This is a genomic window from Clostridium sp. CMCC3677 (assembly GCF_023845585.1).
Lineage (GTDB): Bacteria > Bacillota > Clostridia > Clostridiales > Clostridiaceae > Clostridium > Clostridium aquiflavi.
Genome location: NZ_JAMQHS010000004.1, coordinates 137,663 through 153,130, shown reverse-complemented (window position 1 = coordinate 153,130; position 15,468 = coordinate 137,663). Strand labels below are relative to the sequence as shown.

Genomic DNA, 15,468 nt, shown 5'->3' with positions numbered 1-15,468 from the left:
GTGATGTAAATGCCAAACTATAGAGGCGGCAGAATTAACGAAGAATTTAAAAGAGAAATAAGTAACATTATTCAAAATGAAATTAAAGACCCTAGACTTACTGCTATGATTTCTGTTACAGACGTTAAGGTTACTAAAGACTTAAGATATGCTAAGGTATATGTAAGTATATTCTCAACAAAAGAGGAAGAAAAAAAGGATAACTTTACGGCTTTAAAGAGTGCTAGTGGATTTATAAGAAAAATCCTAGGTCAAAGAATAAATGTAAGACACAACCCAGAAATATTATTTGAATTAGATGACTCAATAAATTATGCAATGCATATTGATGAGTTAATTCAAAAGGTAAAAGATAAATAATGTCTTTACAAAGTATAAAGGAAGAGATATTAAAAGCTAAAAAGATTGGATTATCTTTTCATACATCTCCTGATGGAGATGCTATAGGAAGTACTTTATCACTTCTTAAAGCACTTAGAACTATAGGAAAAGATGCTTATATTATTTCAAGAGATGTTATCCAAGATAACCTCTCTTTCCTTTCTTTATCTGAAGAAGTTGATGGAAATACACTAGAACCAGACCAATACACTGATTTAGTTATAGTAATGGATTGTGGTAATGTAGAGAGAATTTCTGCAAATTTAGATAATTATAATGGAAAAATTATAAATATTGATCATCATTTATCAAATGAACAATATGGATATATAAATTATGTAGATCCTAAAGCAGCAGCCACAGCAGAAATATCATATTTACTTATAAAAGAATTAGGTATTGATCTTAGTAAAAAAGACGAGAATAATTTAGAGATGGCAAAAGCAATTTATACATCTTTAGTTACAGATACGGGGTCTTTTAGGCATTCTAATGTTACAAAGAGAACACACGCAATAGCTTCAGAACTTATAGGGTTAGGATTAGACAATAGTAAAGTACACAGCAGTCTTTTTGATAATAGGGAATTTAATAAAATAAAATTAATGGGTTATGTGTTATCAAATTTAGAATTAGCATTAAATAATAAAGTAGCAGTAATGGAAATACCGTATCATATACTAGAAAAATTTGATTTATTAACAACAGATACTTCAGATATAATTTCTTTTGGTCTTGGAATAAAGGGCATAGAAGTTGCTATATTATTAAAAGAATCAGAAAAAGGAATTAAAACTAGTTTAAGATCAAAAAACAATGTTGATGTAAGAAAAGTAGCAGAAATATACGGTGGTGGTGGACACATTAAAGCAGCAGGTGCCCTTCAAAAAGGTGTAAATTTAGAAGAAGCTAAAAATAATTTACTAAAAACAATAAAAGAAGAGATGAAGTTATGAATGGTGTACTAAACGTATTTAAAAATAAGGGAATGTCTTCTTTTGATGTAGTTAGAAAAATAAGATTTACAGCAAAAGAAAAAAAAGTTGGACATACAGGAACTCTTGATCCAGAAGCTGAAGGTGTTTTACCAGTTTGTCTAGGAAAAGCAACTAAGATTATAGATTATATAATGAATTCTAGAAAAGTATATAAGGTAAAATTGTTGCTAGGTAAAAATACAACTACCTATGATTTGGAAGGTGAAGTTGTAAAAGAAAGAGACACTTCTCATATAAAAGAAAATGATGTAAAAGAAAGTATACTTTCTTTTATGGGGGAATATGATCAAGTCCCACCAATGTATTGTGCATTGAAACAAAATGGAGTAAGACTTTATCAACTTGCAAGACAAGGAATTGAAGTTGAAAGAGAAGCAAGACGTATTACTATTTATGATATTTGTGAGATTGATTATGATTTACCGTATGTGTCTTTTAAAGTTACATGTTCAAAAGGTACATATATAAGAAGCTTATGTTATGACATTGGTGAAAAACTAAATGTAGGAGCAACCATGGTTAATTTAATAAGAACTGAAACTTCTGTATTTAAAGAAGAAGATAGTATTAATATTGAAGATTTAACACCAGAAAATATTGAAAGCTATATAATAAGTATAGAAGAGGCACTTTCATCTTATCCTAAATTGACAGTGAATACTTCATTTACAAAATTATTAGTCAATGGAGTAAAGGTATATGATAAAAGATTAAGCGATGAAGTTATAGAAAATAATATTTTGTATAGAGTATATGATAAAGAAAATACTTTTATAGGACTTGGCATGAAAGATAGCAAAGGATTTAAGATACAAAAGTTATTATTTTAAAGTGGGAGTAATAAAGATGATTATTATAGAAAACAACTTTGAAGATGTACAAACTTATGATAATTATGTTGCTCTTGGAAGTTTTGATGGATTACATATAGGACATTTATCATTAATAGATGAAGTTACCAGGATAGCAAAAAAAAATAATGGTAAAAGTATGGTCTTTACATTCAAAAATCATCCAAGAAAATTTATAAATCCAAGTAATACTCTTAAACTTTTGATGGAAAATGATGACAAGATAAAGATGTTAGAAGATAAGGGTATTGATATAGCATATTTTGCAAATTTTAATGAAGAATTTATGAAAATAACACCAGAAGAATTTATAAAATTTCTATGTATTAATTTAAATATAAAAGGAATAGTAGTAGGCTTTAATTATAAATTTGGATATAAAAATTCAGGTGATACTAAACTTTTAAAAGAACTTGAAAAAAAATATGAATACGAATTACATGTTATGGATTCATGTACATATAAAGATGAAGTTATAAGTAGTACTCGAATTAGAAAAGAATTAGAAGCTGGTAATGTTTCAGAAGCTAGTATCATGTTAAATAGACCATATATTATAAAAGGCGAAATTGTACATGGTCGAGAAATTGGAAGAATGATGGGATTTCCGACGGCTAATTTAAAGTATAATAAAGACATTATTTTACCTAAAATAGGTGTATATTATACTAATGTTAGAGTCAATAATAAAATATATAGAGGAATCACTAACATAGGAAATAATCCAACAGTTAATGGCAAAGAGATTACTTTAGAAACTAATATTTTAAATTTTGATGATGACATTTATGGAAAGATTATGGAAGTTAATTTTATAAAAAAAATAAGAGATCAAAAGAAATTTGATTCTGTAGATGATTTAGTAAATGAACTTAAAAACAATAAATTATTTGCAGAGAAAGAAGAAATAGTTGTTAAATAATATTTATTTACAATAATCATTAGTTTTGATATAATACACATTGAACCTACTTCTAAGTTTGAAGGTGCCATCTTTTTACTTGGAAATAAGGGGATAAAATACACGGAGGTGCACTTATGGATAAGGCAAGAAAATTAGAAATTATTAAACAATACGGAAGAAGTGAAGGAGACACTGGTTCACCAGAAGTTCAAATCGCTTTATTAACAGAAAGAATTAACTCATTAACAGGACATTTAAAAGTTCACAAAAAAGATCATCATTCAAGAAGAGGTCTTTTAATGATGGTTGGACATAGAAGAGGTCTTCTAAACTATTTAGCTGATCAAGATATCGAAAGATACAGAACAATAGTAAAACAATTAGGTTTAAGAAGATAATTTTTAGAGCGGATCTTCCGCTCTATTATTTTAAAAAAATTATAAAAAATATAAAGAGAGTTTGAAAGGAGGGTTTCAAAGATGAATAACGTTTTATCAACTAACATTGCTGGAAAAGAAATGAAAGTTGAATTCGGGAAAATAGGTATGCTATCAAATGCAGCTACATTCATGAGCTACGGAGATACTGTTATTTTAACTAATGTTAATGCATCAAGTGAGCCAAGAGTAGGAATTGATTTTTTCCCTCTAAGTGTTGAATATGAAGAAAGATTATATGCGGTAGGTAAAATACCAGGTGGTTTTATAAAGAGAGAAGGAAGACCGTCAGAAAAAGCTATATTAAATGGTAGAGCTGTAGATAGAACTCTAAGACCTTTATTCCCAAAAGGATATAGAAATGATGTTCAAGTAGTTTGTACTGTTGTTTCTGTAGAAAAGGATAATTTACCAGAAATATTAGCTATTAATGCAGCATCAATGGCATTATGCTTATCAAGCATACCTTTTACAATCCCAGTTGCAGCTGTTCAAGTCGGACTTATAGATGATAATTTTATTGTTAATCCAAATGCAACTGAACGTGAAGAAAGTACTCTTCATTTAACAGTTTGTGCAACTAAAGAAAGAGTAATGATGATAGAAGCAGGTGGAAATGAAATTCCTGAAGATACTATGATTGCTGCTATTAAATTTGGATTTGATGAATGTCAAAAAATAATTAACTTCCAAGAAGAAGCAGTTAGTAAATTTGGTAAGGAAAAAGATGTTCCAACATTATTTACTGTTGATGAAGAAGTAGAAAAAGATATAAAAGAATTTGCTTCAGATATGATAAAAGAAGCCATGTATATAACTGATAAAGATGAAAGAAATGCAGCTATAGATGCTGTTAATCAAAAAGTTAAAGAAGAATTTGGCGAAAAATATGAAGATAAATTTGGAGATATAAAAGAAGTACTTTATAACATGCAAAAGAAAGTCGTAAGACATATGTTATTAAAAGACAAGAGAAGACCTGATGGAAGAGCTTTTGATGAGGTGAGACCTTTAGGCTGTGAAGTTGGATTACTTCCAAGAACTCATGGAACAGGATTATTTACAAGAGGATTAACTCAAGTAATGACAGTAGCAACATTAGGTGCTGTAGGAGATATACAAATCTTAGATGGAATAGATGAGGCTCAATCAAAGAGATATATGCATCACTATAACTTCCCAGGATATAGTGTAGGAGAAGTAAAACCTTTAAGAGGACCAGGTAGAAGAGAAATAGGTCATGGAGCTTTAGCAGAAAGAGCACTTGAACCATTAATCCCATCTGAAGAAGAATTCCCATATACAATTAGATTAGTATCAGAAGTATTAAGTTCAAATGGATCTACTTCACAAGCATCAGTTTGTGGTTCAACATTAGCATTATTAGATGCAGGTGTTCCAATAAAAAGACCAGCAGCAGGTATTGCTATGGGATTAATTACTTCAGAAGACTTATCAGAAGAACAAGTATTAACTGATATTCAAGGAATAGAAGATTTCTTCGGAGATATGGACTTTAAGGTAGCAGGTACTACTGAAGGAATTACATCAATCCAAGTTGATACTAAGCTTAAAGGATTTAGTTTTAATGTAGTAGAAAATGCAATTCGCGATGCTAGAAAAGCTAGATTAACTATAATAGATAAAATTAATGAATGTATATCAGAACATAGAGAAGATGTTTCTTTATATGCTCCAAAGACAGAAACAATTCAAATAGATCCAGACAAGATAAGATCTGTAATAGGCGCAGGTGGTAAAGTTATCAATAAGATAATTCAAGATACAGGCGTTAAAATTGATATAAAAGAAGATGGATCTGTATTTGTAAGTTCAAGTGATCACGAAGGTGTTAAAGAAGCAATAAAGATAATCGAAGGATTAACTAAAGATGTTAAGGCTGGAGAAATTTATTTAGGTAAAGTAACTAAAATAACTACATTTGGAGCTTTTGTTGAAATTCTTCCAAATAAAGAAGGCTTAGTTCATATATCTAAATTAGATAAAGAAAGAGTTAATAAAGTAGAAGATGTTGTTTCTGTAGGAGATGAAATCTTAGTAAAAGTTACTGAAATTGATTCACAAGGTAGAATAAATCTTTCAAGAAAAGATGTTCTTTTAGATCAAGAAAACAAAGAAGAAAAATAAAGGGCAATTAAATTGCCTTTTTATTCTTTTTTCATATGTTTTTTATATAAATATATATAAATTAATGACTTTAAAATCGCTTTGGCGATTTTTTTATTATAATCATTTAAAATTTCCCCTTAACATATAGCATGGATTGTAATTGTTAGTATATAAATATAATAATAAAAAAATTTCATATTAAAATTTATTATGGGAAAAATATTTTTATACCTGCATGATTTTAAGTAATTCATAGATGGAAGGAGAGCAATAATTATGTATAATACGTATACTTTAGATAATGGACTTAGAGTTATAACAGAAAAGATAGATCACTTAAATTCAGTAAGTGTTGGAATAATGATACAAAATGGTTCTAGAAATGAGGTTGAGGAAGTAAATGGAATATCTCATTTTATTGAACACATGTTTTTTAAAGGAACTAAAAAAAGAAGTGCAAAACAAATAGTAGAAGAAATAGAAAATGTAGGTGGACAAATAAATGCATTTACTAGTAAAGAAGCAACTTGCTATTATATAAAAGCGTTAAATACTCATTTAGATTTAAGTTTAGATGTACTTTCAGATATGATATTAAATTCAAATTTTGATGAAGAAGAAATAGAAAAGGAAAAAGGTGTAGTAATAGAAGAAATTAATATGAGTCAGGATTCGCCAGAAGATGTATTAGATGATGAACATTCAAGGGCTGTTTTTAGAGAGAATCCATTATCATATCCTATACTTGGAACTATACCTAAAATAAAATCTTTTACTAGAGAAAAAATTTTAAATTTCATATCAGAAAAATATACTCCTTACAATTCAGTAATATCAGTTTGTGGAAAATTTGATGAGAATGAATTGAAAAAATTAATAGAAGATTGTTTTGGTAGTTGGAAAAGTAAAGAAAAATACATACCTGAGTATAATACACCAATAATACATTGTAAATCAGGATATGTGAATAAAGAAATAGAGCAATTACATATTTCTTTAGGGTTAAAGGGGTTACCATATAGAGATAAAAATAGTTATCCATTAGTACTTTTAAACAATGTTTTGGGGGGAGGAGCTTCTTCTATACTTTTTCAAAAAGTAAGAGAGGAATTAGGACTATGTTACACAATTTGTTCTTATTTGCAACCGTTTCAAGGTATAGGAACTATAAATATATATACAGGTCTGAGCAAAAATTATGCACATAAAGCACTTGAAGTTATAAATAAAGAAGTAATAGAATTCTCAAATAATGGAATAACAAAGAATCAATTAGAAATTAGTAAAGAGAAAATAAAAGCTACGTATATTTTAGGACTAGAAAGTACGAGTTCAAGAATGTTTGCAAATGCTAAAAGTTATCTTTTTACTAATGAGGTATTTACAGAAGAGGAAGTTATAAGAAGAATAGATGCTATAAACCAAAATGACATACAAAACGTTTTAGATGAATGTTTTAAACCAGGAATATTAAATGCTGGCTATGTAGGTCAAGAGGTAAATTACAATGAGTTAAGTAGAATAATATTGGCAGATACAAAAGCATATAATAATTCTTCAAATAGAGATAAAGTTAACATATAAATTTATTTTGTAATAAATATACTTCTTTAATCATATTATGTTATGAGCAAATAAGGAGGATATATATTATGGGAGAATTAAATAATATAAAATATTTAAGTGATATAGAGAAATATGAGTTGATAAATATAAATGATGGTGAAAAATACGATTATTTGGCAAATAATGATTTAATAATAGATGATGATGGAAACTTTAAATTTTTAATTATTAATACAAGTACTAGCAAATTTAGCATGTTTGGTAGCAAAGAGTTTTTAGAAATTCCTTGGGAATGTGTAAAAAAAATAGGGTCTAAAACAATAATACTTGATGCAGATGATGAAATAGTAAAAAAAATTAAACTTTAAAAAAAGTTAAACTTTAAAATGGTATGCAAATATTATATTATTAAGGATGTAATATTTGTAATCATGAAGGGAGGATATTTATTAAAATAAATTAAGTATAAAGACTTATATTTAACTATTTTGATAAATAATTAAACACATGAAGATAGTTGTTCAAAAATTTGGAGGAACTTCGGTTTCAACACCAGAAAAAAGACAAAGAGTAATTGAAAAAGTAAAACAAGCAAAAAAAGAAGGATATAATCCAGTTGTAGTTGTTTCTGCAATGGGAAGAAAAGGTGAGCCTTATGCAACTGATACATTATTATCTTTAGTAAATGAAGATTTTAAAATATCCAATAAACTAGCTCAAGATTTACTTATGTGTTGTGGTGAGTTTATTAGCTCGGTTGTAATGAGTAATGATTTATATGCTGCAGGAATAGATGCAGTTCCATTAACAGGTGGGCAAGCTGGAATTATAACTAATAACAATTTTACTGATGCAAAATGTATAGATACTAATCCAAAGAAAATATTAGACTTAATATCTCAAGGTAGAGTTCCTGTAGTTACAGGTTTCCAAGGAATGTGTGAAGATGGATATTTTACAACACTAGGAAGAGGTGGAAGTGATACAACAGCATCAATACTTGGAGTTGCACTTCAAGCAGAAAGTATAGAGATTTACACTGATGTAGATGGTATTATGACAGCTGATCCAAGACTTGTAGAAGACGCTAGTTTAATAGATGTAATAAGCTATAATGAAGTTTTTCAATTAGCTGATCAAGGTGCTAGTGTTATTCATCCAAGGGCAATAGAACTAGCAATGAAAGCTAATATTCCTTTAATTATTAAGAATACAATGAGTAATTGCAAAGGAACATTAATAAATAACTTTGGTGATAAAGAAAATGAAAGAATTATAACAGGAATAACACATCAAAAAGATAGAATTCAAGTTTTAATTAAGCTTGTTGAAAATGAAGGAAACATGAAATATCAAGATGTATTGGACTTATTAGCTGCAAATAAAATAAGTCTGGATCTAATAAATATATTTCCTGATAGACAAGTATTTACAATAAATTCTAAAGTTAAAGAAACTGTAGAAAATATATTGACTAATTTTAATTTAAAATATCATTTAATAGAAGAGTGCAGCACTATAGCAGTTATAGGCTCTAGAATGAATGGAAGACCAGGTGTTATGGCTAAAATAATTAAATCTTTAGTTACAGCCAATATAGAAGTATTACAGACAGCTGATTCTAATATGACAATTTGGTGTTTAATCCATTCAAAAAATACTAAAAAAGCTATAAATGTACTTCATAAAACTTTTAATTTATCTTAGATGAAATAAGTAGGTATATAATAATTCCTTCCGTACAAAATAATTGTATGGGAGGAATGTTTTTATGAACAATATATTCAATGGTGAAAATAATAATGAAAAAAATTACAACAGTGAAGCCGAAAATAAAATGCAATCTATAAGGGAATTTGGAAATACAGCCCCTGTAACGCCAAATAAAAGTATACAAGTTTTGTCTATAATAGGTCAAATAGAGGGTCATATGGTATTACCACCTCAGACTAAAGCAACAAGATATGAGCATATTATACCTCAATTGATAGATCTAGAACAAAACGATAATGTTAAAGGTATTCTAATTGTATTAAATACTGTTGGTGGAGATGTAGAGGCAGGTCTTGCTATTGCAGAAATGATAAGAAGTATATCTAAGCCAACTGTATCAATAGTAACAGGCGGAGGTCATTCAATAGGAGTACCTCTTGCAACAGCTTCAGATTATTCTTTTATCACTCCATCTGCAACAATGATAGTTCATCCAGTTAGAATGAATGGATTTATAATAGGAGTAGCACAAACTTTTGAATACTTTAAAAAGATGCAAGAAAGAATAAATGAATTTATTACAAGGACATCACATATTAAAGAAGAAGAATTGGAAAAATTCATGCTACAAACAAATGAATTATTAAATGATGTGGGAACAATACTTATTGGTAAGCAAGCAGTTGATTGTGGACTTATAGATGAAGTTGGAGGAATAAAAGAAGCCTTAGCAAAATTAAAAGAATTAACTGAATAATAATTAAGTATTTAAACAGCTATAGAAAAAAATTATAGCTGTTTTTTATTTTTAGTGGTATCTTATTAAAGGAGAAGTTTTATCTATGTAGAAATAATTAACAATGAGGTGATTAAATGTGAGCAGAAGTGGAACTAAAAGAAGTAATAAAAAAACTAAAAAAGAAAGCAATATAAATAATGATATATTAGGAATAATATATATGGCAATAGGCGTAATACTTGCCATAGCTATATACACTTCTTTAGCAGGATTACTATCTTCTTTAGCACAAAATTTTTCTTATTTATTAATAGGTGTAGGCTCTTATGCAATACCTATATATCTAATATATTTTGGTTTTCAATATATCAAAACTAGAGGCAATGTAAAGTTCGGGAAAAGATTTTTAGGGATATTAATGTTAATATTAATATTAATATTAACTTGTTCAGTTATAAATATTCAAATGATGAATGATACAGATAGTTTTGGAGATAACATTAGATTTATTATTGATAATAAGGGAAGTTTACATGGTGGATTAATAGCTTATTTTATATGTTACCCTTTATATAGGTTTATGGGGGCAATAGGGACTTATATATTATTTTTTACTTTATCTGTTATTTCACTTATATTAATATTTGATATCAATTTATATGATTTAGTGATTGTAGCCAAAGACAAAGGAAAAAAAATAAAAAGCGAGAGAAATGTAAAATCTAAATCTAAAAAAGATGTTAAAGTTTTAGATAATACATTTGTAAACGTGGTTGAAAAAGATGAAGACGTTCCAATAATTAGTAAAGAAAAAGATGCATTTTTATCAACTGTAGATAAAAAAATAAAGATTTTAGATTTTATGAAAAATGATAATATTAAAGATGATGTAGAAGGTGAATTCTCGTCTGATATAGAAAATCAAATTACTGAAAATATTGTAGAAGAGAAGAAAGCCACTCATAAAAAAATAAAATTAAATAGTGAAGAAAAACAAAATATGAGCAGTGAAATAGAAGAAAACCTTTATCACGAACAAAATAAAGAGGATATGCCGTATTTTTATCCAGGTTTAGAACTTTTAAAGATTAACAAAAAACTTAAGGGTTCTGATAAAAAAGAATTGATAGAAAATGCTAGTAAGCTTGAAGAAATATTATCAAATTTTGGGGTGGATGCAAAAGTGACTCAAGTAACAAAAGGTCCATCAGTTACAAGATTTGAATTACAACCAAGCCCTGGGGTTAAAGTTAGTAAAATAGTTAATTTATCAGATGATATAGCTCTTGGATTAGCAGCGTCAGGAATTAGAATAGAAGCACCTATTCCAGGAAAGGCAGCTATAGGAATAGAAGTTCCTAATTCACATCAAGTAGCAGTATTTTTAAGAGAAGTTTTAGAATCAAAAGAATTTATTAATTCAAGTAAAAAATTAGCTTTTGCTCTTGGAAAAGATATTTCAGGGAAATGTGTTGTAGGAGACTTAAGTAAGATGCCACATACATTAATTGCAGGGGCAACGGGCTCAGGAAAAAGTGTATGTATAAATTCTTTAATAATAAGTCTATTATATAAATATAGTCCAAATGAAGTTAAATTGCTTATGGTAGATCCTAAGGTTGTTGAACTCAATGTTTATAATGGAATACCACATCTTTTAATTCCAGTAGTTACTGATCCTAAAAAGGCAGCAGCAGCACTTAATTGGGCAGTAAATGAAATGACAAAAAGATATAAGCTTTTTGCTGAAATGGGTGTTAGAAATATGGAATCATACAATGAATTATTTAATAAAGGAGTAATAGAAGAAAAACTTCCTTATATAGTAATCATAGTAGATGAATTGGCAGATTTAATGATGGTTTGCCCTAATGATGTAGAAGATTATATAGGTAGATTAGCACAAATGGCTAGAGCAGCAGGTATGCATTTAGTCATAGCAACTCAAAGACCATCAGTAGATGTAATAACAGGTGTAATTAAAGCTAATATACCATCTAGAATATCATTTGCAGTTTCGTCTCAAATAGATTCTAGAACAATACTTGATAGTTCTGGTGCAGAAAAACTTCTTGGTAAAGGAGATATGTTATATTATCCAGTTGGTGAAAGTAAACCACTTAGAGTACAAGGTTGCTTTATATCAGAAGAAGAGGTAGAACAAGTTATATCCTTTGTAAAATCAAGTCAAGGTACTAGTAATTATGAAGAAGAAATAATAGAGCATATAAATAATGAAGCTCAATCATCAATATCAGAAAATGGTGATGATGTTGATGAACTACTTAATGATGCCATAAATGCGGTAATTGAATACGAGCAAGCATCAACTTCTTTTCTTCAAAGGAAACTTAGGATAGGATTTAATAGGGCTTCTAGAATAATGGATCAGTTAGAAGAAAGAGGTATAATATCTGAAAAAGATGGAAGTAGACCAAGAAAGATATTGATTACCAAAGAAGAATTATATGATGATAAAGATGAGAATTAAAAAAGAAAACTTAAATAATTAATTATAGTTGATAATATAGCTATAAATATTATAATTAATTTGGTATAATTAAAAACATTAAAATACAGGAGGACAAAAACTTGACTAAGTACAAAGTTGGAATGGTGAGTTTAGGATGCGATAAAAATAGAGTGGATTCTGAAATCATCCTTGGAAAAATGAGTAATGAATATGAAATAACTAATAATGCAAAAGAAGCAGATGTTATAATTGTAAATACATGTGGGTTTATAGAGTCGGCTAAACAAGAATCAATAGATACTATTTTAGAAATGGCTGAATATAAAAATAATTACAAGTGTAAGCTTCTTATAGCAACAGGATGTTTAATACAAAGATATGGTGATGAATTAAAAAATCTTATACCTGAAATAGACATAATGTTAGGAGTTAATGATTATAATAAAATAGATAAAGTTATTACAGAACTTATTGAAGGAGATAAAGAAGCTTCTCAATTATTAAATTATTCTGATGAAAACATAAATGAAGGAGACAGAATTCTTACAACACAAAAGGAAAGTGCATATATAAGAATTGCAGAAGGTTGTAATAATTTTTGCACATATTGTATAATTCCTAAAATAAGGGGAAAATTTAGAAGTAGAAGGATGGAAAATATAATTAGTGAAGCTACAGACTTAGCAAGTAAAGGTGTTAAAGAGTTAATATTAATAGCTCAAGATACAACACAATATGGTAGTGATATTTATGGTAAGAAAAATCTTCATGTATTATTAAAAGAGTTATCTAAAATAGAAGGAATAAAGTGGATTAGAGTATTATATTGCTATCCCGAAGCCATATATGATGAATTAATAGAAGAAATCGCATCTAATGATAAAGTAGTAAAATATTTAGATATACCTATACAACACATAAGTGATCATGTATTAAAGCTTATGGGAAGAAAAACAAGCAAGAAAGACATAACTGATAAAATAGAAAAACTTAGAAAGAATACACCAAATATTACAATTAGAACAACATTCATAGTAGGATTTCCACAAGAAACACAAGAAGACTTTCAAGAAATTTTAGAATTCTTACAAGAATATAAATTAGATAAAGTAGGAGTTTTTAAATATTCAAGAGAAGAAGATACACCGGCTTCAAGAATGGATGGACAAATAGATGAAGAGATAAAGAGCGAAAGAGAAGAAAAGTTAATGTTATCTCAAGAAAAGATTTCTAATAATATAAATAAATTGAAAGTTGGCAAAAAATATGATATTCTAATTGAAGAATATGATGGTGAATGCTATAAAGGTAGAAATTTTGAGATGGCACCTGATATAGATGGAAATGTATTTTTTGAATCTCCTAAGCCATTGGAGATAGGTGAATTCGTTAAAGTAAAAATAATCAAAAATATGGATTACGATTTAATAGGAGTTGTTGAAGATGAATCTTGCAAATAAGTTGACTTTAATTAGAATATTTTTGGTACCTATTTTTCTGATATTTATAGTTGTTAAAGGAATACCATATGGTAGTTTTATAGCTACTATAATATTTGTTTTAGCTGCTTTAACAGATAAGCTTGATGGATATATTGCAAGAAGTAGAAACCAAGTTACTAACTTTGGAAAATTTATGGATCCTTTAGCTGATAAACTATTAGTGACAACTGCACTAATTACATTAGTTGAAATGCATATAGTTCCAAGTTGGGCTGCTGTTATAATAATAGCACGTGAATTTGCAGTATCAGGCTTAAGAACATTGGCTGCTTCTGAGGGAAGAGTTATAGCAGCAAGTTGGTGGGGAAAGATAAAAACAGTAATACAAATAATAGCTATAGTATTATTGCTATTACAAGTTAGTATAGGTGACTCAAAGTATTTAACTAATTTAGTTATTAATAGTGAATTTTGGAAAGGATTCTTTAGTACAGTTCCAAATATAATGCTAATAGCAGCTGTTATAATAACTATAATTTCAGGATATGAATATTTTAAGAAAAACAAAGATTCAATATCTACTAATAAATAGATAAGTTTAAAATAATATAACATGGATATAATTATAATAAATTCCTTCTTTAAGATGTATTTTAAAGGGGGAATTTTTATCAATACTGTTGACTAATAATAATAGTTAAATTATAATTATATACAGAACATAAGTTCGATGAGAGGAAGGTAACATTATGGCTAATATAGATGTAAATAAATTAAAAGCAATTGAAAATGCAATGGGACAAATAGAAAAGCAATTTGGTAAAGGTTCAGTTATGAAATTAGGTGAAGACAGTGTTTTAAATATTGATTCAATTTCTACTGGATGTTTAGATTTAGATATAGCACTTGGAATTGGTGGAGTTCCAAAGGGAAGAATTATTGAAATTTATGGTCCTGAAAGTTCAGGTAAAACAACAATAGCTCTTCATATAGCTGCAGAAGCACAGAAAAAAGGTGGAGCAGTAGGATTTATAGATGCAGAACATGCATTAGATCCATCTTATGCAAGAAACTTAGGGGTAGATACAGAAAATCTTATAGTTTCTCAGCCAGATACAGGAGAACAAGGTCTTGAAATAGCAGAAGCATTAGTTCGTTCAGGTGCAATTGATGTAATTATAGTTGACTCTGTTGCAGCATTGGTTCCTAAAGCTGAAATTGAAGGAGAAATGGGAGATTCTCATATTGGACTTCAAGCAAGACTAATGTCACAAGCATTAAGAAAACTAGCAGGTACAATTAGTAAAACAAATTGCATAGCAATTTTCATTAACCAATTGAGAGAAAAAGTTGGAGTAATGTTTGGTTCACCTGAAACAACAACAGGAGGAAGAGCATTAAAGTTCTATGCATCAGTAAGACTTGATGTAAGGAGAATAGACTCTATAAAACAAGGTGATGGTATTGTTGGTAATAGAACAAGAATAAAAGTAACAAAGAATAAAGTAGCACCACCTTTTAAACAAGCAGAATTTGACATAATGTATAACGAAGGTATTTCAAGAGAAGGAAACATATTAGATGTTGGAGTTAAGGAAGAAATAGTACAAAAGAGTGGGGCATGGTTCTCATATGGAGACATAAGGTTGGGTCAAGGTAGAGAAAATGCTAAACAATACTTAAAAGAAAATCCAGAAGTTGCATTAGATGTAGAAAATCAAATAAGAGAAAAACATAATCTTCCATTGATGGATGCTGTTATAAATGAAACATCATCTGAAGTTAAAAATAAAGAAAATAAGGAACAATCAGATAAATAAATAGATAATTATAA

The 15,468-nt window shown here is 28.4% G+C and carries 14 protein-coding genes; all 14 read left to right on the top strand.

The features are described from left to right. The first annotated feature begins 9 nt into the window (after positions 1 to 9). Positions 10 to 360, top strand: a complete 351-nt coding sequence (gene rbfA / locus NG901_RS06090) for a 30S ribosome-binding factor RbfA (protein ID WP_003374634.1) — start codon at positions 10 to 12, stop codon at positions 358 to 360. Beyond that, positions 360 to 1,337 carry a DHH family phosphoesterase gene (locus NG901_RS06085; RefSeq protein WP_252212851.1) on the top strand — a complete coding sequence of 326 codons (978 nt, stop codon included), beginning with the start codon at positions 360 to 362 and terminating at the stop codon, positions 1,335 to 1,337. The genes rbfA and NG901_RS06085 overlap by 1 nt, the downstream gene beginning before the upstream one ends. After that, positions 1,334 to 2,209: a tRNA pseudouridine(55) synthase TruB gene (gene truB, locus NG901_RS06080; protein WP_252212850.1), complete on the top strand. Its 876-nt coding sequence runs from the start codon at positions 1,334 to 1,336 to the stop codon at positions 2,207 to 2,209. Before NG901_RS06085 ends, truB begins: the two co-directional genes overlap by 4 nt. 16 nt (positions 2,210 to 2,225) lie before the next feature. After that, positions 2,226 to 3,152 (top strand): bifunctional riboflavin kinase/FAD synthetase, encoded by a 927-nt coding sequence (locus NG901_RS06075; RefSeq protein WP_252212849.1) that lies wholly within the window; start codon positions 2,226 to 2,228, stop codon positions 3,150 to 3,152. Between the two features lie 116 nt (positions 3,153 to 3,268). After that, positions 3,269 to 3,532 carry a 30S ribosomal protein S15 gene (gene rpsO, locus NG901_RS06070; protein WP_003373351.1) on the top strand — a complete coding sequence of 88 codons (264 nt, stop codon included), beginning with the start codon at positions 3,269 to 3,271 and terminating at the stop codon, positions 3,530 to 3,532. Between the two features lie 81 nt (positions 3,533 to 3,613). Then, entirely contained in the window at positions 3,614 to 5,719 is a 2,106-nt protein-coding gene (locus tag NG901_RS06065) for a polyribonucleotide nucleotidyltransferase (RefSeq protein WP_252212848.1), read from the top strand. 258 nt (positions 5,720 to 5,977) lie between these two features. After that, positions 5,978 to 7,285 (top strand): M16 family metallopeptidase, encoded by a 1,308-nt coding sequence (locus NG901_RS06060; protein ID WP_252212847.1) that lies wholly within the window; start codon positions 5,978 to 5,980, stop codon positions 7,283 to 7,285. Positions 7,286 to 7,353: 68 nt separating this feature from the next. After that, the gene (locus NG901_RS06055; protein ID WP_252212846.1) at positions 7,354 to 7,635 is read left to right on the top strand and encodes a YlmC/YmxH family sporulation protein; all 282 of its coding nucleotides are present in this window, start codon (positions 7,354 to 7,356) and stop codon (positions 7,633 to 7,635) included. Positions 7,636 to 7,774: 139 nt separating this feature from the next. Next, a complete protein-coding gene (dapG, locus tag NG901_RS06050) occupies positions 7,775 to 8,974 on the top strand; it encodes an aspartate kinase (protein ID WP_252212845.1) in 1,200 nt (399 codons plus the stop codon). A 64-nt stretch (positions 8,975 to 9,038) separates the two neighbouring features. Further along, positions 9,039 to 9,737, top strand: a complete 699-nt coding sequence (locus NG901_RS06045; RefSeq protein ID WP_252212844.1) for a ClpP family protease — start codon at positions 9,039 to 9,041, stop codon at positions 9,735 to 9,737. Between the two features lie 118 nt (positions 9,738 to 9,855). Beyond that, entirely contained in the window at positions 9,856 to 12,210 is a 2,355-nt protein-coding gene (locus NG901_RS06040; RefSeq protein ID WP_252212843.1) for an FtsK/SpoIIIE family DNA translocase, read from the top strand. A 101-nt stretch (positions 12,211 to 12,311) separates the two neighbouring features. Further along, positions 12,312 to 13,652: a 30S ribosomal protein S12 methylthiotransferase RimO gene (gene rimO / locus NG901_RS06035; protein ID WP_252212842.1), complete on the top strand. Its 1,341-nt coding sequence runs from the start codon at positions 12,312 to 12,314 to the stop codon at positions 13,650 to 13,652. After that, a complete protein-coding gene (gene pgsA, locus NG901_RS06030) occupies positions 13,636 to 14,226 on the top strand; it encodes a CDP-diacylglycerol--glycerol-3-phosphate 3-phosphatidyltransferase (protein ID WP_252212841.1) in 591 nt (196 codons plus the stop codon). Before rimO ends, pgsA begins: the two co-directional genes overlap by 17 nt. Positions 14,227 to 14,383: 157 nt before the next feature. Then, the gene (recA, locus tag NG901_RS06025; RefSeq protein ID WP_252212840.1) at positions 14,384 to 15,454 is read left to right on the top strand and encodes a recombinase RecA; all 1,071 of its coding nucleotides are present in this window, start codon (positions 14,384 to 14,386) and stop codon (positions 15,452 to 15,454) included. Positions 15,455 to 15,468: the final 14 nt, after the last annotated feature.

Bases quoted from the DNA above. Each gene is read 5' to 3' on its own strand.
- rbfA (WP_003374634.1), top strand. From the start codon at position 10: ATGCCAAACTATAGAGGCGGCAGAATTAACGAAGAATTTAAAAGAGAA.
- NG901_RS06085 (WP_252212851.1), top strand. From the start codon at position 360: ATGTCTTTACAAAGTATAAAGGAAGAGATATTAAAAGCTAAAAAGATT.
- truB (WP_252212850.1), top strand. From the start codon at position 1,334: ATGAATGGTGTACTAAACGTATTTAAAAATAAGGGAATGTCTTCTTTT.
- NG901_RS06075 (WP_252212849.1), top strand. From the start codon at position 2,226: ATGATTATTATAGAAAACAACTTTGAAGATGTACAAACTTATGATAAT.
- rpsO (WP_003373351.1), top strand. From the start codon at position 3,269: ATGGATAAGGCAAGAAAATTAGAAATTATTAAACAATACGGAAGAAGT.
- NG901_RS06065 (WP_252212848.1), top strand. From the start codon at position 3,614: ATGAATAACGTTTTATCAACTAACATTGCTGGAAAAGAAATGAAAGTT.
- NG901_RS06060 (WP_252212847.1), top strand. From the start codon at position 5,978: ATGTATAATACGTATACTTTAGATAATGGACTTAGAGTTATAACAGAA.
- NG901_RS06055 (WP_252212846.1), top strand. From the start codon at position 7,354: ATGGGAGAATTAAATAATATAAAATATTTAAGTGATATAGAGAAATAT.
- dapG (WP_252212845.1), top strand. From the start codon at position 7,775: ATGAAGATAGTTGTTCAAAAATTTGGAGGAACTTCGGTTTCAACACCA.
- NG901_RS06045 (WP_252212844.1), top strand. From the start codon at position 9,039: ATGAACAATATATTCAATGGTGAAAATAATAATGAAAAAAATTACAAC.
- pgsA (WP_252212841.1), top strand. From the start codon at position 13,636: ATGAATCTTGCAAATAAGTTGACTTTAATTAGAATATTTTTGGTACCT.
- recA (WP_252212840.1), top strand. From the start codon at position 14,384: ATGGCTAATATAGATGTAAATAAATTAAAAGCAATTGAAAATGCAATG.